This window comes from Kitasatospora sp. NPDC127111 (assembly GCF_042677465.1).
GTDB lineage: Bacteria > Actinomycetota > Actinomycetes > Streptomycetales > Streptomycetaceae > Kitasatospora.
Genome location: NZ_JBHXTG010000118.1, coordinates 1 through 18,380, shown reverse-complemented (window position 1 = coordinate 18,380; position 18,380 = coordinate 1). Strand labels below are relative to the sequence as shown.

General features: G+C 72.1%; 14 protein-coding genes. 9 read left to right on the top strand and 5 right to left on the bottom strand.

What is annotated here, in order from left to right:
* Positions 1-104: 104 nt before the first annotated feature.
* Positions 105-527, bottom strand: coding sequence for a VOC family protein (locus tag ACFVHB_RS38240; RefSeq protein WP_380332090.1), 423 nt, complete (start codon positions 525-527; stop codon positions 105-107).
* Positions 528-693: 166 nt separating this feature from the next.
* Here ACFVHB_RS38240 and ACFVHB_RS38235 point away from each other — a divergent pair, with 166 nt between their 5' ends.
* Complete coding sequence (locus ACFVHB_RS38235) at positions 694-1,680, top strand: helix-turn-helix transcriptional regulator (protein WP_380332087.1); 987 nt, start codon at positions 694-696, stop codon at positions 1,678-1,680.
* 370 nt (positions 1,681-2,050) lie between these two features.
* Here ACFVHB_RS38235 and ACFVHB_RS38230 read toward each other — a convergent pair whose 3' ends face one another.
* Positions 2,051-2,632 carry a TetR/AcrR family transcriptional regulator gene (locus ACFVHB_RS38230; RefSeq protein WP_380332084.1) on the bottom strand — a complete coding sequence of 194 codons (582 nt, stop codon included), beginning with the start codon at positions 2,630-2,632 and terminating at the stop codon, positions 2,051-2,053.
* A 93-nt stretch (positions 2,633-2,725) separates the two neighbouring features.
* Between ACFVHB_RS38230 and ACFVHB_RS38225 the strand changes: the two genes are divergently transcribed.
* The gene (locus ACFVHB_RS38225; protein ID WP_380332081.1) at positions 2,726-3,556 is read left to right on the top strand and encodes an oxidoreductase; all 831 of its coding nucleotides are present in this window, start codon (positions 2,726-2,728) and stop codon (positions 3,554-3,556) included.
* 501 nt (positions 3,557-4,057) lie between these two features.
* On the opposite strand, the gene ACFVHB_RS38220 is transcribed toward ACFVHB_RS38225, so the two are convergent.
* The gene (locus tag ACFVHB_RS38220) at positions 4,058-4,882 is read right to left on the bottom strand and encodes a class I SAM-dependent methyltransferase (protein WP_380332078.1); all 825 of its coding nucleotides are present in this window, start codon (positions 4,880-4,882) and stop codon (positions 4,058-4,060) included.
* A 262-nt stretch (positions 4,883-5,144) separates the two neighbouring features.
* Between ACFVHB_RS38220 and ACFVHB_RS38215 the strand changes: the two genes are divergently transcribed.
* On the top strand, positions 5,145-5,675 hold the full coding sequence (locus ACFVHB_RS38215; RefSeq protein WP_380332075.1) for a DUF6985 domain-containing protein: 531 nt from the start codon (positions 5,145-5,147) through the stop codon (positions 5,673-5,675).
* A 1,074-nt stretch (positions 5,676-6,749) separates the two neighbouring features.
* Positions 6,750-7,907, top strand: coding sequence for a hypothetical protein (locus ACFVHB_RS38210; protein ID WP_380332072.1), 1,158 nt, complete (start codon positions 6,750-6,752; stop codon positions 7,905-7,907).
* A gap of 399 nt (positions 7,908-8,306) precedes the next feature.
* On the opposite strand, the gene ACFVHB_RS38205 is transcribed toward ACFVHB_RS38210, so the two are convergent.
* On the bottom strand, positions 8,307-9,215 hold the full coding sequence (locus tag ACFVHB_RS38205; RefSeq protein WP_380332070.1) for a LysR substrate-binding domain-containing protein: 909 nt from the start codon (positions 9,213-9,215) through the stop codon (positions 8,307-8,309).
* A 257-nt stretch (positions 9,216-9,472) separates the two neighbouring features.
* Here ACFVHB_RS38205 and ACFVHB_RS38200 point away from each other — a divergent pair, with 257 nt between their 5' ends.
* From ACFVHB_RS38200 to aspA, 5 genes are all read left to right on the top strand, one after another.
* Entirely contained in the window at positions 9,473-10,294 is an 822-nt protein-coding gene (locus tag ACFVHB_RS38200) for a gamma-glutamyl-gamma-aminobutyrate hydrolase family protein (protein WP_380332067.1), read from the top strand.
* Positions 10,295-10,383: 89 nt separating this feature from the next.
* On the top strand, positions 10,384-11,061 hold the full coding sequence (locus ACFVHB_RS38195; protein WP_380332064.1) for a FadR/GntR family transcriptional regulator: 678 nt from the start codon (positions 10,384-10,386) through the stop codon (positions 11,059-11,061).
* Positions 11,058-12,500 carry an amino acid permease gene (locus ACFVHB_RS38190; protein ID WP_380332062.1) on the top strand — a complete coding sequence of 481 codons (1,443 nt, stop codon included), beginning with the start codon at positions 11,058-11,060 and terminating at the stop codon, positions 12,498-12,500. The genes ACFVHB_RS38195 and ACFVHB_RS38190 overlap by 4 nt, the downstream gene beginning before the upstream one ends.
* Before the next feature lie 403 nt (positions 12,501-12,903).
* A complete protein-coding gene (locus tag ACFVHB_RS38185; protein WP_380332060.1) occupies positions 12,904-13,920 on the top strand; it encodes an asparaginase in 1,017 nt (338 codons plus the stop codon).
* 38 nt (positions 13,921-13,958) lie between these two features.
* The gene (gene aspA, locus ACFVHB_RS38180) at positions 13,959-15,368 is read left to right on the top strand and encodes an aspartate ammonia-lyase (RefSeq protein WP_380332057.1); all 1,410 of its coding nucleotides are present in this window, start codon (positions 13,959-13,961) and stop codon (positions 15,366-15,368) included.
* A gap of 631 nt (positions 15,369-15,999) precedes the next feature.
* Here the strand turns inward: aspA and ACFVHB_RS38175 are convergent.
* The gene (locus ACFVHB_RS38175; protein ID WP_380332054.1) at positions 16,000-18,228 is read right to left on the bottom strand and encodes a PQQ-binding-like beta-propeller repeat protein; all 2,229 of its coding nucleotides are present in this window, start codon (positions 18,226-18,228) and stop codon (positions 16,000-16,002) included.
* Positions 18,229-18,380: the final 152 nt, after the last annotated feature.

Here is an 18,380-nt window from a genome sequence, read left to right as displayed (position 1 = left end):
CGCCCGGCCGGCCCGGGGGGCGGCCCGGACGGCGCGGGCGTGTCAGGGGGCCGGCTCAGCCGTGGCACCCGGGGGGCGGCTCAGCCGTGGTACCGGGGGCCGGCTCAACCGTGGTACGGGGCGGTGACGTCCAGGACCCAGGTGACGCCGAAGCGGTCGGTGAGCATGCCGTACAGCGGCGCCCACGGCGCGGGCTCCAGCGGACGCGCCACGGTCGAGCCCTCGGCGAGCCTGCCCCACAGGGCGCCGATCTCCTCGGCGTCGTCGCCGCGGACGGAGACGAAGAACGGGTCCTGGCCCTGGTTCCAGGGCAGCTGCGAGGGCACGTCGTAGGCCATGACGTGGAAGCCGTCGTCGCCGGCCACCTCGCCCCACATCACCCAGTCCGCCTCGCTCTCGTTCCGCACGGCGCCCGCGTCCTGGTAGGTGACGGCGACCGTGCGCCCGCCGAAGACGGACTGGTAGAAGTCCAGCGCCTCGCGCGCGGTGCCCCGGAAGTTCAGATGGGTGGTGGTCGTGATGGACATGTCCCTGCTCCTTGCCTCGATGTGACGAATACGCCGACGCCGACGGTCCAAGCCCGTCGGTGACGGCTGCCGTGACCAGGAGCGATGTACTCCCGACCGGCGCGAACGCCACTGTGGCGCAGGTAGCGGACAGGGAGTGTCCTGTACTTCGGCGACCATGGATCTCATGCACAAGACGTCCTCGCGGCTGCTCTCGCTGCTCTCGCTGCTCCAAACGCACCGTGACTGGTCCGGCGAGGATCTCGCCCAGCGTCTCGACGTCACCTCGCGCACCGTGCGCCGTGACATCGAGCGGCTGCGCGAACTCGGCTACCCGATCACGGCCGTCAAGGGACCGGCCGGCGGCTACCGCCTGGAGGCCGGCGCCCACCTGCCGCCCATGCTGTTCGACGACGGCCAGGCCGTCGCCGTGGCCGTCGCGCTGCAGACCGCGGCCGCCGGCACCGCGGTCGCCGAAGACGCCACCCGCGCCCTGGCCACCCTCCGCCAGCTCATGCCACCGCGCCTGCGCCAGCGCATCGACCTGCTGCGCGTCACCGCCGTGCCCCCTGTGGTCCGCGACGCTTCCCAGGTCGACACCCGGGTTCTGCTGGACCTGAGCCGCGTCATCCACGCCCGCGAGGAACTTCGCTTCGACTACACCCCGGGCGCCGGCACCCCAAGCGACGGTCCCCGCCGGGTGCAACCCCACCACCTGGTCACCTGGCGTCATCACTGGTACCTCGTGGCCTGGGACCTCGACCGCCAGGACTGGCGGACCTTCCGCGTCGACCGCATCCGCCCCCGCACGCCCACCGGCCCCCGCTTCACGCCCCGCGAACTCCCCGGCGGCAACGTGGCGACCTTCGTCACCAGCCGGTTCCGCGGCAACGACGGCACCATCACCGCCTGGCCCTGCCGAGGCGAAGTCATCCTCCACCTCCCGGCCGCCGAGGTCGCGCCCTTCGCCCCGGACGCAATCGTCGAGGAACTGCACTCGCACCGCTGCCGGCTCGTCCTCGGCTCCTGGTCGTGGACCGGACTCGCCGCGGCCATCGGCCGCTTCGACACCGACATCGACGTCGTCGGCCCGCCCCAGCTGGCCACCGCCTTCGCCGACCTCGCCGCCCGCTACACCCGCGCCGCGGCACCCCAGACCGGTCCGACGCCGTGAGAACGGAGGGTCCTCCCGTCCGGCGGCGCGGGACCGGGTGATTCCTCGTCGGTGGCGTCCGGACCGCGCAGCGGGCGCAGGCCGCCGGGCAGGTCGGGAAGCTGGAAGGAGTACCGGCCGAGCACGTTGACGTGATGCCGCACGAACGGCGAGAGGTGGGCCACGTCGACCAGGTCCTCCAGGACTTGAACGAGGTCTGCGACGCCCCGTCCTGGCCCGTCCCACGCACCGAGCCCGAGCGCGACACCTGCCTGGCTTTGTTCATGAGTTGCGACAGCGGATGTACGCGACTTTGAACGGCACTGCGAACCGGTCGTGTTCGATATTCATGAGAAGCGACAGGACGACTTGATGCCGTACCGGGGTCTGCTCAGCGTCGGTTCCCTGCCGGCCGGGCTCCGGTGGTCAGCCCGGGGGTGACCAGGGCGAGCCAACGGGCCCGGGCCGCGGGCGGTTGGTCGGTGGGAGCGGTGGAGAACAGCAGGTAGATGTCACTGACGGTGACGTCGGGGTGGATGTCGCCGTCGGACTGGCCTGCCCGGATGAGTGCGGCGACGGCGTTGCTGCCGCGGTCCTCGTCGGCGTGGTCGCCCGGCTCCGCGCCCAGCGTCCGGGCGGCCGCCTTCACGGCGCGGTCGGTGACGGACTGCTCGATGACGCGGCCGAGGAAAGCGGTCAGCTCGTCCGCGGCCCGTGCTCCGGCGGCGACGCGGGCGAGGACGGCTTCGGCGTCGTCGGCGACGCGGGCGACGCACTCGGCGACGACGGCGGCGACCAGGTCCGTCTTGGTGGGGAAGTGCCGGTACAGGGTGCCCACGGCCACGCCCGCAGCGGCTGCTATCTCGTCCATGCCGACCTCGGGGCCGTGCTGGGTGATCTGCTCACCGGCGGCGGTGAGGATCTTCCGTCGGTTGCGGACCGCGTCGGCGCGCGGCGCCCTGGCCTGGGTCACGGAACTCGCCTGCCCTTTCACTTGCATCAACATGAACCAAGGTTCAGGATAGATGGTGAACCACAGTTCATCTTACCTGTGAGGACTACCGCCATGCCCGCCAAGACCGCCCTCGTCACCGGTGCCTCCTCCGGCATCGGCGAGGCCACCGCCCTCAAGCTCAACGAGCTCGGCTACACCGTCTACGGGGCCGCCCGCCGCACGGACCGCCTGGCCACGCTCGCCGGCCGCGGCATCCGCCCGCTGGCCATGGACGTCACCCACGACGCCTCCATGCAGACCGGCATCGACAAGATCATCGCGGAGACCGGCCGGATCGACGTGCTGGCCAACAACGCCGGCTACGGCTCCTACGGTGCCCTGGAGGACGTGCCCCTGGACGAGGCCCGGTACCAGTTCGAGGTCAACGTCTTCGGCGCGATCCGCCTGACCCAGCTCGTCCTGCCCCACATGCGCACCCAGCGCTCCGGCACCGTCGTCAACGTCACCTCCATCGGCGGCAAGATCCACACCCCGCTCGGCGGCTGGTACCACGGCACCAAGTTCGCCCTCGAAGCCCTCAGCGACTGCCTGCGCCTGGAAGCCAAGCCCTTCGGCATCGACGTCGTCGTCATCGAGCCGGGCGGCATCGCCACCGAATGGGGTGCCATCGCCGCCGCCAAGCTGGAGAAGTCCTCCACCGACGGCGCCTACGCCACCCAGGCCGCCACCGTCGCCTCCTCCCTGCGCTCCGAAGCCAACGCCAACCGCAACTCCCCGCCCTCCGTCATCGCCGACGCCATCGCCAAAGCCGTCACCGCCCGCCGCCCCAAGACCCGCTACGCCACCGGCTTCGGCGCCCGCCCCCTCATCGCCCTGCGCCGCCTCCTGCCCGACCGCGCCTTCGACACCGTCATCTCCCGCGCCATCGGCCTGCCGCGCTGAACCATCCGGGACAGCCGAGGCCCGCGGGGTGCTGTCGATTCCCGCGAACCGTCCGACGGCCGTCGCGGCTCAAGCGCCTCCCAAACTCGTTGACAAGTGCTGTCGCAACTCGTGAACAGAGCCACCTGCCACAAGGTCGCCAAGACGCACTGGGCAGCCGTGGTCGCCCGCGGCTGACCCCCACGTCACGGTGGCCGCTGCCCGGCCGGGCGACGGCCACCAGCCGTCCCGGCACCCCGAAGGACCCGCTCCAGCTCCCACGGAGCCTCGCCGTCATCGGCACCCGGGTGAGCGGATCGCCCGCCACCCACGGCTTGCGGCGCAACGTGCGGCGGCGGTGCCGAGCACTGCCGATCCCGCACACCCCCTCGAACCGCAGACCCGTCCGAAACGATCGAACAGGTGCAACGTCACAAGACCAGCGGCAGAACCCGGCTTCGTGCCCCACGGGCGCTGAAGAACGCAACGCGAACGACGCGAACGACGCGAAGGCGGCGACGGCTAGGGGATGGCCGGGGCGTTGCCGGGGATCGGGCGGCTTGCCTCCACGGGGGTGCGTGGCCGGCGCGCGACGGCCAGCAGATGCACGCTGAACACCACGAGCTCGGGGTGACCGTCGGCGAACCGTGCGGCGGCCAGGGCGGCTTCGAGCGCCTTCGCGCCCAGGTCCTTTGTCCCGGTCCGGCGCTCTTCGGCTCTCAGGGCCTCGAAGGCCGGCCCGTGCAGCCCGTAGAGCGTCAGGTCGCCGAGGCCTGCCTGACGGGCCTCGGCGCAGAGCTCCGAGGGATCGTGGTAGTACGTGGTGGGGCCGTCCCGGCGCACGCGCAGCCCGGTCGTCGCGATGTCCAGCGCGTGGGGCGAGTCCAGGTCCAGGAGCTTGGCATACCGGTTGAGGGCGGCCGCGGCGACCAGGCCACCGGGCTTGACGACACGGCGGGCCTCCCGCCAGGCACGGGCACGCCCGGTGCCGTCCGGCAGATGGTAGAGGGGACCGAGCATCAGCACGGCGTCGAACGAAGCGTCTGCCTGGTCGAGCTGGCGCGCGTCGCCCACGCGGGCGGCCAGGCCCTGGCGGCGGGCCTGCCGCACGTGCTTCTCCACCGGGTCGACGACGAGAACCCGATAGCCGCTGTCGGTCAGCCAGCGGGCATGCACTCCGGGCCCGCCGCCGACGTCCAGAACGCAGGCGGGCGAGGACGGAAGGTGGGCGCGCAGGAGTTCCCGCGTCCGCACCAGCTCCACCGTCCCGATGGTGCGCCCGGAGGTGAGGCGCCCGGCCTCATCGCCGGCCCCGTAGAACGCGCTGATGTCGGGAAGGAGCGCCACATCGACCTCCGAGGGGAAGATCCGAGGGGAAGAGCGGGCTTTCGGTCGGAGAATGACACGGCCGGCCGCACGGCTGCTACGGGAACTTCCAGGTCGAGGGCGGCGCCGGCGCATGACCCCGGAGGCCGGCAGGTGAGCGGGTGTGTCAACGCTCCCGCGGAACCGGCCATCGGCCACCGGCCACTCCCGCGGATGCGGCCCCCGGGGGTCGTAGCGTGCCCATGCCGTCCAGGGCTCTCGACGAAGGCCCTAGAGTGCGCGCATGGAGATCTCCGGCCTCGGCCCCGTGACCATCGATGCGGACTCCGGCGACTACGTGAGCGCGCCGCTTCCCGTTCCCGTCTTCGGTGACGCCCCGTGCCGGTTCGTCGTCGCCGGCTACGGCGATGACGACGCGAAGGCCGACTTCGAGACGGCCATCCGCGCGTTCCTGCGGCTTGACGAGTCGGCGCTGACGTCCGCGTCGGCGCCGGTCTTCCAGTACTACCTGGATGCGAGGACCGAGGTGGGCGGCGACGAGGACTTCGTGTCCGTCGCCGGCCCGGACGACGTCTGGTCGCATGTCCGGCCCGCGGGTGAGGTGTCGGTTCAGCGGGAGGACGCCCACGGCGACCAGCAGGTGTACGTCTCCGTGGAATGCGAGTGCGCCTGGGAGCCCGAGCACGGCCTCCAGGTCGTCTTCCGCCGTGGTTCCTCGGTGTCGAAGGTAGGCCCGTTCGACAGTCACCTCACCAACGCCTCCGCCTTCGACCGCGCGGATCTCGCTGACGTCGTCTACCACCGGTTCGGCTGACGAACCCCTCTGACGCCCGGGGCAGGGCGACGGTGCCCTCGGGGCTGGGCGACGGCGCCCGCGAGACCGCGCCTGCGCCGCGCCGCGCCGCCGGCAGGAAGCCGGCCTTCGCCGAGATGCCGAACCGCCGTCCCGACCGGCACCGCCCGTATGGAGGACCCGGCCCACCACGGCCCGGCCGCCCCACCCTGGCACCCGCTCGGTGCCCGGGGCGCGGGCCGCGCGGGGGGACGGAGCCGTCGGCGGCGGGGCCGCGATGCCCTCCGGCACACGGCCGCCGTCGGGCCGGGAAAGGCGATCCACCCGCACCGACGCAGCCGCGCCCCGTCCCCACCCACGTTCACGCCAACGTCCACGTCCACCTTCACGCCGACGTCCACGTTCACGTTCACGTTCACGTGCGCGAGCCGCACCGTGGTCTTCCTGACTCCCCCGACCGAGGAAGTCGCGAATGTTTCGGAGATCACGAAGTGGCCCTGCTTTTGATCCGCTGCCTGTGGTCCTCGCTTCACCCGGTGCCGGCACGGGCCCGGGTCCCGCCGAGCCGCTCCGGGGCGACGCTCCCCAGGCGGTGCGCGGCGCGCAGCGGCCCGGCCGCGCATCGACCCGCGCACCGGCCGCGCACTGACCCGCGCATCGTCCGTGAGGCGGCGTCAGGAGTGGGCTGACTGCCTGCCGTTTCGGGGGTTCTGCCGTGTCGTGGAACCAGGCTACCTGTCTTGCTGTCTGACAGGCAGTGGCTCGATCATGCGCTGCCCGGTGGTGCGGCGTCAAGGTCCGCTTCCCGCCCCGGCGCAGCGGGCAGGAGTGCCGGCGCTCTGGGGTCGCCCGGGGTGGGCTCCGCTCGTTGCGGGGACCTCGCGGGATGGGAAGTCCGCGGCTGATCGGATTTGATCGTACGGCTCTCGCAGGGCAGGCTCGGTGCCGCACAGTGGTGGGACCGCCACGGTCCGGCACGGAGGGAGCCGCATGTCCGGGACCGAGCACAGCAATCCAACGGCACACGTGGTCGTCGGGTATACCCCGCAGGATGCTTTCGTCGCCGTCCAACTCAGTCCGCCTCCGGCGGAATACGTGTGGCATGACCGGCGGGCCGAGCACCGCCGGGACCGGTTCGGGCCGGGCAACCGCTACGAGCAGTGGCTCGCCGTCGATCTCGCCACCGGGGCCGTCTGGTTCGGGGACACCGACTGGCGGACGCGGGGCGAGGAGGTCGCCCGCTCGCTCCCGGGACACCGCCGGGCCACGGTCGGCGATGGCGCGCTGCCGTCCCCCGCGGTGTTCGCGCTCCCGCTCGACCACCGGGCGGTTGACGACCGGGGCGCCGACGTCTGGCGCTTCTTCGGCGTCGAGGAGCTCTACGCGCTCGTCCGGCGGGTGCTGCCCCTGGTCCAGCGGGTGGTCGGCTCGCTGCACCGGGTGGGCCCGGACGGGAGTGCGGAATGGTCCGCCGAGGCCGCTACGGCCTGGACCGATCTCGAACAGGCCTGCCGGTTCACGCTCGACGCGACGGGGGCGGTGGCCTGGGCCGAACCCCGCGTGAGCCCGGTTCCCGCGTGGCGCGTCGAGGTCGCGGACTTCCTCGACCGCAATCCGGAGCTGTGCGACCCGGCCTGGGCCACGGCCACCGACGCCGAGCTGGACGACTGCGCCGCCTACGAACCCGATTCCGGATACGGCGGCGTGCCGGGACGGATGTGCGCCGCGGCGGGCGTTCGGATCGAGGAGGGTTACACCTTCTACGGTCACCGCGCGGCCCTGTACGCCTACCGCGCGGCGGCGTGCGGCGACCGCACGCCGGTCGACGCCGGGCTCTGGCTGCGGACCAGCGAGGCCGGGCGCAGCAGTTGGGAGGGGGCGAAGGTGTTGGGGGCGAGTCTCGCCGACGCCCCGGACTGCGTGCTGGACCACCTTGCCGAGACGTTCCGCGGCGCCGCGGCCGACGACGGTGTGGTCCTCACCGGCCTGCCGGCCTACCTGCGGCAGCAGCGGGCGCAGGAGAGGACGGCGGTCGACGACACGCTGGCCGCCACCGGGGAGGAACTGCAGCGTCTGGAGGAGTTGCTCAAGGAGGTCCGCCTGGTGCGCAACACCGTCCTGACCCGGGTCCTCAGCTGGACCGACGGGCGCGACGACGAGGTGATCGCCCGTCTCGCGGCGATGTCGCCCGTCGCCGTGGCCGAGTGGCGTGAGCGGCTGACCGCCGACCGGAGCGCGCGGCCGCAGGCGTGAACAGGCCCACCCCCAAGGCGTGTGGTCGCAGGCGTGAACAGGCCCACCCCCAAGGCGTGTGGTCGCAGGCGTAAACGGGCTGACCGCCGACCCGGGCGGCGTGCGGCCGCGGGCGTCAGCGGCCCACCCCCCCCCGGGGCGGCGTGCGGTCGCGGGGTGAACGGCTCACCGCCCACCCGGGCGTGTGGTCGCAAGGCGTGAAAGGCCCACCGCCGACCCGGGCGGCGTGCGGCCGCGGGGTGAACGGCTCACCGCCCACCCGGGCGGCGTGCCGTCGCGGGCGTGAGCGGCTCACCGCCCACCCGGGCGTGCGGCCGCGGGTGTGCGCGGGCCGAAGTGCTGTCTGCCGGCGGGTGGGCGGGTTTCGGTCGCGCCTCCCGTCGCGGTGTTGGCCCCCGTTCAGGAGAGGGCGGCCAGTGCCTGCGCGGCGAGCATCTGTTCGAGGGCGAGCAGGGCGCGCGGGGCGTGCCGGGTGTCGATGCGCACGGTGTAGATGAAGCGCGTCAGCTGGGGGTCGGCGAGGGGACGCGCCACGACCTGGGCGCTGCCCGGGGGAAGGGCCAGTCGTGGCATGACGGCGACGCACAGGCCGGCGGCCACGAAGCCGAGGACGGTGTTGAAGTCGTCGCCGTCGTATTCGAGGCGGGCCTGGAATCCCGGTGTCTTGGCCATCTGGGCGAGCAGTTCGAGGCGCAACGCGGCTTCCGGGGCGGCGATCCACGTCTCGGAGGCGAGGTCGGCCAGGTCGATCACGTCCCGGTGAGCGAGGTGGTGGTCGGCCGGGACGACCGCCACGACCGGGTCGTGTGCGACCAGCGTCCGGCGCAGTGTGCGGGGCGGTGGCATCGGGATGAAGTCGTAGTCGTAGCTGAGGGCCAGGTCCATGTCTCCCCGTTTGAGCCGGCTGTAGCCGGCGTCCGGTTCGACTTGGGAGAGGCTGACCTGGATGTCCGGGTAGGTGGTGTGGAGTTGTGCCAGCGCCTGCGGGACGATGCCGGCGGCGGATGAGGCGAAGGCGCCGAGTCTGATGCGTCCGGCCGTGCCCGCGCGCATGGCGTCGAGTTCCACGGACGCCGCCGCGAGGGCGCCGCGGACGCGTTGTTCGGCGTCGAGGAGGACCAGGCCGGCCGGGGTGGCGCGCACGGGGCGGCGTTCGATCAGGATGAGGCCGGCGCGGCGTTCGAGTTCGGCGATCTGCTGGGAGACGGCGGGCGCGCTGTAGCCGAGCTCGCGTGCGGCGGCGTTGAAGGAGCCGTGGCGGATCACGGCTTCGAGGGTGGCGAGCAGCCGGGGGTCGAGTCTCTGCACGGAGTTAAGGCTCACTTATCTGTCGCGAAGATGTCTTTTCTTGTGCTTAAGCATGAACGGCAGCAGGATTCTTGTTCGCGGCCCGGATGTGCAAGCCTCCGCTCCCGGGTCCGCGGCCGAACCCCCGCCCTCCCGGGCTCGTTCGTGTGCCCGCTGGGCCGTGTCCTCCTGGGCCAGGCGCCCGTACCCGCGTCTGTGGGGCGGGCCGCGCGGGGACGGCTGTCGACGATCGGCGCCCGTTGCTGAAAGGACGTGGTATGCCCAAGCCACTCATCGGACTGACCACTTACCTCGCCGACGCCCAGTGGGGTGAGTGGGAACTGCCCGCCGCGCTGCTGCCCGCGGCGTACGTCAGCTGTCTGCGGGCGGCGGGCGGCCGTGTGGTCCTGCTGCCGCCGGACGCGCCCGAGGCCGCGCCGGACGTCGTCGCCCGGCTGGACGCGATCGTCCTGACCAGCGGTGAGGACGTGGATCCCGCGTTGTACGGGGCGCGGCCGCATCCGTGCACGGGGCCGCCGGTGCGCGAACGCGACCGGTGGGAATGGGCCGTGCTCGACGAGGCCCTCGCGCGTGACATGCCGGTGCTGGGCGTGTGCCGCGGAATGCAGCTGATGAACGTGCACGCGGGCGGCACCCTCGTCCAGCACCTGCCCGACGTCGTGGGTCACCACGGGCACAACCTGCACGGCGGCCACTTCTCCCCCCATGCCGTCACCACCGTGGCGGGCACGCGGATCGGCGCGCTCCTTCCGGGGACCCGCCAGGTCGCCACGCACCACCATCAGGCGGTGGAGTCCCTGGGAACCGGGCTGATCGTGAGCGCCCGCACGGCGGACGGCACCGTGGAGGCGATCGAGAGCATCCGGCACCGCTTCGCCGTCGGCGTGCAGTGGCACCCCGAGATGGCCTTCGACTCGGCGGTCGTCCACGCCCTGGTCGCCGCGGCCCGCTCGACCCCGGGCCCCGCGCCCAGGGGCGCCGGCGAGCCGACCCCGGACCCCGCGCCCAGGGGCGGGGAGCGGAAGCCGCGGGTGCGGCGTAGTGCGGCGCGGCTCTCGGGAACGACCGCGGTGTCTTGACAGGGTGTCACCGCAGGCCCGAGGATCAGCCCGTGAACCTGTCAGACAGCCAGACAGGTGGTCCGGTCCCCCCGCGTCGCGTCAGCGCGATGGAAGCGGTCTTCGGCCACCTGCGCAGCGCCATCGAGCGCGGTCAGTACGCCGTGGGGGCCAAGCTCCCCTCGGAAGCGGAGCTGTGCCGGACCCTGGAGGTCAGCCGGCCCGTGCTGCGGGAGGCCCTGCGTGCCCTGCAGACCATGGGCCTGACGGTCTCCAGGACCGGCAAGGGCACCTTCGTCGTGGCGAACACGGTCGAGGACCCCACCTTCGGCGACTACGCGGCCAGCGATCTGCTGGAAGTGCGCCGCCACGTCGAGATCCCGGTGGCCGGCTACGCGGCGCTGCGCCGCACCCCGGAGGACCTGGACCACCTGGGCCACCTGCTGGAGCGGATGGAGCGCGAGACCGACACCACCGCGTGGGTCGCCCTGGACACCGTGTTCCACCTGGCGGTGGCCGAGGCCTCCGGCAACCCGGTGTTCCGCCGGGTGATCGAGGAGATCCGTGACGCGCTGGCGCGTCAGTCGACCTTCCTCAACGAACTCGGCGGTCGGCGCGAGCAGTCCAACTGCGAACACCGGGCGATCGTCGAAGCCCTGATCGACGGCTCCGAGCCCGACGCCGTCGAGGCGATGTCCCACCACCTCCACCGCGTGGAGGCCACCCTCACCGACATCGTGCGCCCACAGCGCGCGGACACCTCAAGAGAAGGCAGGGCCGAGGCGTGAGCGAGCAGTTCCTCAAAGACGAGAAGCGCCCCACGACCCGTCACGTCGACGCCGGCGACACCGGCTACAGCAAGTCCCTCAAAGCCCGGCACGTCAACATGATCGCCATCGGCGGGGCCATCGGCACCGGGCTGTTCCTCGGCGCGGGCGGACGGCTCGCCGACGCCGGGCCCTCCCTGTTCATCGCGTACGCGGTCTGCGGCGTCTTCGCGTTCCTCGTCGTGCGCGCGCTCGGCGAGCTCGTCCTGTACCGCCCCTCCTCCGGCGCCTTCGTCTCGTACGCCCGGGAGTTCCTGGGCGAGAAGGGCGCGTACACCGCCGGCTGGATGTACTTCCTCAACTGGGCGACCACCGGCATCGCCGACATCACCGCGGTGGCCACCTACACCCACTACTGGCACCTGTTCGCCGACGTCCCGCAATGGGTGATCGCGCTCATAGCCCTCGCCGTGGTCCTCACCGTCAACCTCATCTCGGTACGGATCTTCGGCGAACTGGAGTTCTGGTTCGCCATCGTCAAGGTCAGCGCCCTGGTGGTCTTCATGGGCATCGGGATCTTCCTGCTCGTCACCCGCCACCCGGTCGACGGCGTCGTCCCCGGCCCGTCCCTGATCACCGACAACGGCGGGATCTTCCCCAACGGCCTGCTCCCGATGCTCCTGATCATCCAGGGCGTCGTCTTCGCCTACGCCTCCGTCGAACTGGTCGGCGTGACGGCCGGGGAGACCGAGAACCCCGAGAAGATCATGCCGAAGGCGATCAACTCGATCATGTGGCGCGTGGGCCTGTTCTACGTCGGCTCGGTCGTCCTGCTCTCGATGCTGATGCCGTGGAACACCTACACCTCCGGCCAGAGCCCCTTCGTGACGGTGCTCTCCCACATCGGCGTCCCCGCCGCGGGCAGCGTGATGAACCTCGTCGTCCTCACCGCGGCGATGTCCTCGCTCAACTCCGGCCTCTACTCCACCGGCCGCATCCTGCGCTCCATGGCCGTCAACGGATCCGCCCCGCGCTTCACCGCCCGGATGAGCAGCACCCAGGTGCCCTACGGCGGCATCCTGCTCACCAGCGGCATGTGCGTCCTCGGTGTCGGCCTCAACTTCGTCGTCCCCGCCGACGCGTTCGAGATCGTGCTCAACCTCGCGGCCATCGGCATCATCGCCACCTGGGGCATGATCATGGTCTGCCACCTGCTGTTCTGGCGCAAGACCACGACCGGCGAACTCACCCGCCCCTCCTACCGCCTGCCCGGCTCGCCCTGGACCGAACTCGTCACGCTGGCCTTCCTCGCCGCCGTCCTGGTCCTCATGTACGCCGACGGCGGCGCCGGACGCACCACCGTGCTGTGCGTACCCCTCATCGCCGCCGCACTCGTCACCGGCTGGTACGCGATCCGCTCACGCATCGCGCGCGCCAACGCCGCCGAAAACGACGACTGAACCCGGCAACCCAAGAACCCCGCGGACGCACCGCGCGCGCCAACGCCACCGCCGGAAGCGCCGGAACCGACTGGACCCGGCAACCCAAGGCCCCCGCGGACCCACCGCGCGCACCACCGCCACCGCCGGAAGCGCCGGAACCGACGACCGAACCCGGTCGCCCAAGGATCCACGGCCACCGGAAGCGACGACCGAACCCGGCAACCCAAGAACCCCGCGGAGCCACCGCGCGCCAACGCCACCGCCGGAAGCGACGACCGAACCCGGCCACCCAAGGAACCACGGACCTACTCCCCAAGACCCGCCCTCCAGGACCCGGCCTCCCCGGCCCGCCCTCCCGGGCTTGGCCCCGCCGCGCGCGGGCACCAGGCCAGCAGTCCAAGCCATCACGATCGAGGCAGTCATGCTCACCAGCCCCCTCGCGGACGCGCCCGCGATCCGCGAGCCCCGCCACGCCCCCGTCGCCCACGTCACCCGCGGCGGCGTGGTCGAGAGCACCCACTACGGTTCCCTCGTCGTCCTCGACGGCGACGGCACCCTCCGCTTCCACCTCGGCGACCCGCACGCCGCCTGCTACCCGCGATCCGCCCTCAAGCCCGTCCAGGCCGTCGCCATGGTCCGCGCCGGCCTGCCACTCGACGGCGAACTGCTCGCCCTCGCCACCGGCAGCCACTCCGGCGAGGAACGCCACCTCGCCGCCACCCGGCGGATCCTGGCACTCGCCGACCTCACCGAGGACGACCTGCGCAACGTCCCCGACCTGCCCTACGACCCGGCCGTGCGCGACACCTGGATCCGCCAGGACCGCCAACCCTCAAAGCTCGCCCAGAACTGCTCCGGCAAACACGCCGCGATGCTCACCCTCTGCAAACTCAACGGATGGCCGCTCCACGACTACGACGCCCCCCAGCACCCGCTCCAACAAGTGATCGCGCAAACCGTCGAAGACCTCACCGGCCAACGCATCGCCCACGTCACCGTGGACGGCTGCGGCACCCCCCTGTTCGCCGTCTCCCTCCACGGTCTCGCCCGCGCCGCCGCCCGCATCGCCACCGGCGCACCCGGAACACCCGAACACCGCGTGGCCGACGCACTGCGCAGCCACCCCGAGATGGCCTCCGGCACGGGGCGGGACGTGGCCCGGCTGATGCGCGCGGTCCCCGGGCTGCTCGCCAAGGACGGCTTCGAGGGCGTCCAGACCGCCGCGTTGCCCGACGGCCGCGCCCTCGCCCTGAAGATCGCCGACGGAAACGACCGCGCACGCGGCCCGGTCACGGCAGCCGCCCTGGCCCTGGCCGGAGTCGACCCACAGCTCCTGACCGGCCTCACGGGCGAACCGGCCTACGGCGGCGGCCGGCCCGTCGGCGCCCTGCGCCCCGCGGCCGCGCTGAACCCCCCGGCCCCGCCCACCCACCCGTGACCCCCAACCACCACCCCGACAAGAGGACCCGCCCACCCATGACCGCCGCCACCCGCCGCGAACACGACCTCCTCGGAGACCGCGACGTCCCCGCCCACGCCTACTGGGGCATCCACACACTGCGCGCCACCGAGAACTTCCCCATCACCGGCACCCCCATCTCCGCCCACCCGCACCTCATCGACGCCCTCGCCGCCGTCAAGGAAGCCGCCGCCCTCGCCAACGAAGAACTCGGCCTGCTGCCACCCACCAAGGCCGCCGCGATCACCACCGCCTGCCGCGAGATCCGCGCCGGCCACCTCCACGACCAGTTCGTCGTCGACGTCATCCAGGGCGGAGCCGGCACCTCGACCAACATGAACGCCAACGAGGTCATCGCCAACCGCGCCCTGGAACTACTCGGACACACCAAAGGCGACTACCAGCACCTGCACCCCAACGAAGACGTCAACCTCAGCCAGTCCACCAACGACGTCTACCCCACCGCCGTCCGCATCGCCACCGTGTCCGCCGTCCACGGCCTCCTCGACGCCATGACCGCCCTCCAAGACGCCTTCGCCCGCAAGGCCGCCGAATTCCACGGCATCCTCAAAATGGGCCGCACCCAACTGCAGGACGCCGTGCCGATGACACTCGGCCAGGAATTCTCCGCCTTCGCCGTCATGCTCGACGAGGACCGCAGCCGGCTCGCGGAAGCCGCCGAACTGATCCACGAGATCAACCTCGGCGCCACCGCCATCGGCACCAGCCTCAACGCCCCCACCGGCTACGCCGAAACCGCCCGCCGCCACCTCGCCGACATCACCACACTGCCCCTGGTCACCGCCGCCAACCTCATCGAAGCCACCCAGGACTGCGGCGCGTTCGTCCAGATGTCCGGCGTCCTCAAGCGCGTCGCCGTCAAACTCTCCAAAACCTGCAACGACCTGCGGCTGCTGTCCTCCGGACCACGCGCCGGCCTCGGCGAGATCAACCTGCCACCCGTCCAAGCCGGCTCCAGCATCATGCCGGGCAAGGTCAACCCGGTGATCCCCGAAGTCGTCAACCAGGTCGCCTTCCAAGTCATCGGCCACGACATCACCATCACCATGGCCGCCGAAGCCGGACAACTCCAACTCAACGCCTTCGAACCGATCATCCTGCACTCACTGTCACAGTCCATCACCCACCTGCGCGCCGCCTGCCTCACCCTCACCGAGCGCTGCGTGACCGGCATCACCGCCAACACCGAGACGCTGCGCGAAACCGTCGAAAACTCCATCGGCCTCGTCACCGCCCTCAACCCCCACATCGGCTACACCGCCGCCACCGACATCGCCAAAGAAGCCCTCACCAGCGGCCGAGGCGTCGCCGAACTCGTCCTCGAACGCGGACTACTGCCCGCCGAACGGCTCACCGCCCTGCTACGACCCGAAAACATCGCCGGCACCAACACAACCGTGATCTGAGGCACCACCGAACCCACCCCCGAACAGGAACCACCCAACCCACCCCCGAGCCGGGCCGCTGCCCACACACCGGCCCACCCCCACCACAACCCAACGCCATCGCCAGCACCAGCGCGACGCCACCACACCGGCCCGAGTGGACCGTGCTCGGTCAGCAGCTCCAGCCGTGGTCGCGATGACCGGTACGGCGTCGTCGTACTCGCGCCAGCCGTCCCCGTCGTTGTCGTGCAGCCGAACTGGCCATCGCGCGCTGGGCTCCGGAGCGCCCGGGCGCCCCGGAGCGGTGCCGCCCAGCTCCGAGCGGACCATCCCGAGCACGGAGGCGCCGCGTCCAGCCCGGCGGCGCCTTCCAGCCGCCACGTCTTGTGCCGGTCCTTGGTGTTGCCGTGCGAGGCGACCAGGCCGTGCAACGCGAGATCGCCCGATCCACCGGCGGCGTCGACGGTCCGGCCAACCCCGGGTAGCTCAAGAGCCAGGACGTCCCCGCCCGTGTTCTGGGCGTAGACGCCCAAAACGGCCAGATTCCCGCCGCGCACGTCCCCGCCTCAATCCCATCCGGTGTGTTCGGACGAGGTTGGGAAACGACGTCGATCGTCTCGCACGGCACCGGCAGGGCCAGACCGAAGTCCCCTCAGCGCTTGAGCGCGTACAGGTCGCCAGACGCGCTGTCCTTTGTCGGTACGCTGCCGATGAGGACCTCGCCCGCCGGCAGGGGGTCGCGCATGCTGTGGAACCTCACGGTCCAGCGTTGCTGCCCGGACGCGGCGTCGAAACAGCCGATCCGTATGCCAGCGTTGATGTAGAGCAGGTCGCCGACGACGGTCAGGGACGAGTCGTATCCACCGTAGTCCCGGCCGAGGGTTTCGGCGGAGATCCGCCAGCGTTGGGCCCCGTCGGCGGCGGCGACCGCCACGAGGTCTCCCCCGCGTCCCCAGCCGTAGACGGTGTCGGCCGTGACGCACTTGATCGTGAAGGCCGCCTGGTCAACGCTCCACAGTCGCTTGTGCTGCGCGGTGTCCAAGGCGAGGAGCCTTTCCGTGTCGCTCAGATAGAGGACGGACCCTCCCACCGCCGGCTGGCCGAAGGGAGGTCCCACCGGGTCGACCGTCCACTGCGTGCTGCCTGTCCGGGCGTCGAAGACGGACAGCCCTTTCTGCCCGATGGCTGTCACGGATCCGGCGGCCACCAGGACGGTGGCGGAATACGGCACGGGGCGCCGCCAGGGCTCGGCGTCATCGACGAGCAGTCGGCCGGTGAGCACGTTCGCGCTGGTGAGGAAAGCGAGCGCGCCGTCCCCGTGGTACACCCGGTCCCGCGAGTCGATGTCCCCCGGGGGCCGGACACTCCAAAGGGTCTTGCCGTCCGCCGGGGAGACGCAGCGCACGTCCTGGTAGGTCTGGAAGAAGAGGCGATCGCCCGCGCCGAAAAGTGAGTCGCCGGCGGCTGTCTGCGTCCACAGCTCCTGCCCGGTGTCGGCACTGACCGCACGAATCGTGTTGTGCATGCCAAAGACGGCCGCGACGCCGCCAGCCAGGACGACGGGGCTCGACGGTGCCTCGTAGTCCCTGCCGGTGCGCCAGAGTTCGTGGCCGTCGGACAGGCGGAGGGCGCGCAGCCGGCCGTCCAGGCCGGGCACGTACACGTTGTTCTGGTCGGCTGCGGGGCTGTAGCCGCCGGCGTCCTGGACTTTCCACACGGTGCGCGCTGCCAGGACGGCTGCTTCGGCCTCCCGCTGCTGCCGGGCGGCCTTCTCCTCGGGTGTCTCGCGTAATGCCCGTACCGCCACCGTGCCGCCCGCCGCGGCGGCGGCGACGGCCAGCGAGGCCTTCACCACGGTGCGGCGCCCGAGCCGGGGCGGTGGCGTGGACCGGCCGCCGGTCGGGACCGGTCCGGTGGCTTCTTCGGTGGGCGCCACTTGGGCCCAGGGCCGGGGAGGGGGCGGGGCCGGTTCGGTGGGCCGGCCGGCCCTTCGGGGTGCTGTCACCGTCGTGGCCTCGTGGGCGCGCCTGCCGATGTCGTCGCGCAGCGTCAGCGGAATCCACGACCCGCCGTCCGCCGCACCCGCCCGGGCCAGAGCGGTGAACTCGGCCGGCAAGGGCCGCGCGGCGGGCTCCCGGGCCAGAGCACGGCGCAGCAGGGCGGCGAGCGTCGGGTCGCCGACGCCGGAGAGGTCGGGTTCGGTGGCCAGGGGCCGGGCCAGGACAGCCGTGGCGGGCCCGATGCCAAAGGGGTGACGTCCTTGGGCCGCGAAGGCGAGCAGCGCACCGAGGGCGAACACGTCGGCGGCAGACCCGGCGGCAGCGCCGAGGAGGACTTCGGGGGCGATGTAGCCGGGGGTACCGGGGAGCTGGCCGGTGTGGGTGATGGCGCTCTCGTCGGCCGACAGGGCGATGCCGAAGTCGATCAGGCAGGCGCCGTCGGCGCCGAGGATCACGTTGGAGGGTTTCAGGTCGCGGTGGACCAGGCCCGCCGCGTGGACGGCCGCCAGTGCCCGGGCCGTCTGCGCGGCGAGGGCGCGGCATGCTTCAGCGGTCAGACGGCCGTGCCGGGCGATCGCTTCGCCCAGGGTGGGTCCCGGGACGAACTCCGAGGCCAGCCAAGGCGTTTCGGCGTCCGGGTCGGCGCCGGTCACCGCGGCGACGCCGGGGCCGGTCACCCTCGCGGCGAGCCGGACCTCCCGGCCGAACCGGCGCCGGAACTCGGCGTCGTGCGCGTGCTCGGGATGCACCACCTTCAGGGCGGAGAGCGCACCCTGCCGGTCCTCGGCCAGGTAGACCCGGCCCATGCCGCCTTGCCCGAGCCGCGCCAGCAAACGGTAGCCGCCCAACAACAGAGGATCCTGACCAGTCAGCGGCCGCACGCCCCACCCTCTGTTCGCCGCACCCCGTGCCCGTCCCGAACTACCCACCCCAGGCGTCATCAACCGCTGGTGGGGGGGGGGGGGGGGCGGGGGCGCCCCCCCGGTTTTAAGGGGGGGGCGAGCCAGGGGGGGGGCCCCCAACCCCCCCCCCC

Coding starts and splice junctions, on each gene's coding strand:
- ACFVHB_RS38240 (WP_380332090.1), bottom strand. CDS start 527: ATGTCCATCACGACCACCACCCATCTGAACTTCCGGGGCACCGCGCGC.
- ACFVHB_RS38235 (WP_380332087.1), top strand. CDS start 694: ATGCACAAGACGTCCTCGCGGCTGCTCTCGCTGCTCTCGCTGCTCCAA.
- ACFVHB_RS38225 (WP_380332081.1), top strand. CDS start 2,726: ATGCCCGCCAAGACCGCCCTCGTCACCGGTGCCTCCTCCGGCATCGGC.
- ACFVHB_RS38215 (WP_380332075.1), top strand. CDS start 5,145: ATGGAGATCTCCGGCCTCGGCCCCGTGACCATCGATGCGGACTCCGGC.
- ACFVHB_RS38200 (WP_380332067.1), top strand. CDS start 9,473: ATGCCCAAGCCACTCATCGGACTGACCACTTACCTCGCCGACGCCCAG.
- ACFVHB_RS38195 (WP_380332064.1), top strand. CDS start 10,384: ATGGAAGCGGTCTTCGGCCACCTGCGCAGCGCCATCGAGCGCGGTCAG.
- ACFVHB_RS38185 (WP_380332060.1), top strand. CDS start 12,904: ATGCTCACCAGCCCCCTCGCGGACGCGCCCGCGATCCGCGAGCCCCGC.
- aspA (WP_380332057.1), top strand. CDS start 13,959: ATGACCGCCGCCACCCGCCGCGAACACGACCTCCTCGGAGACCGCGAC.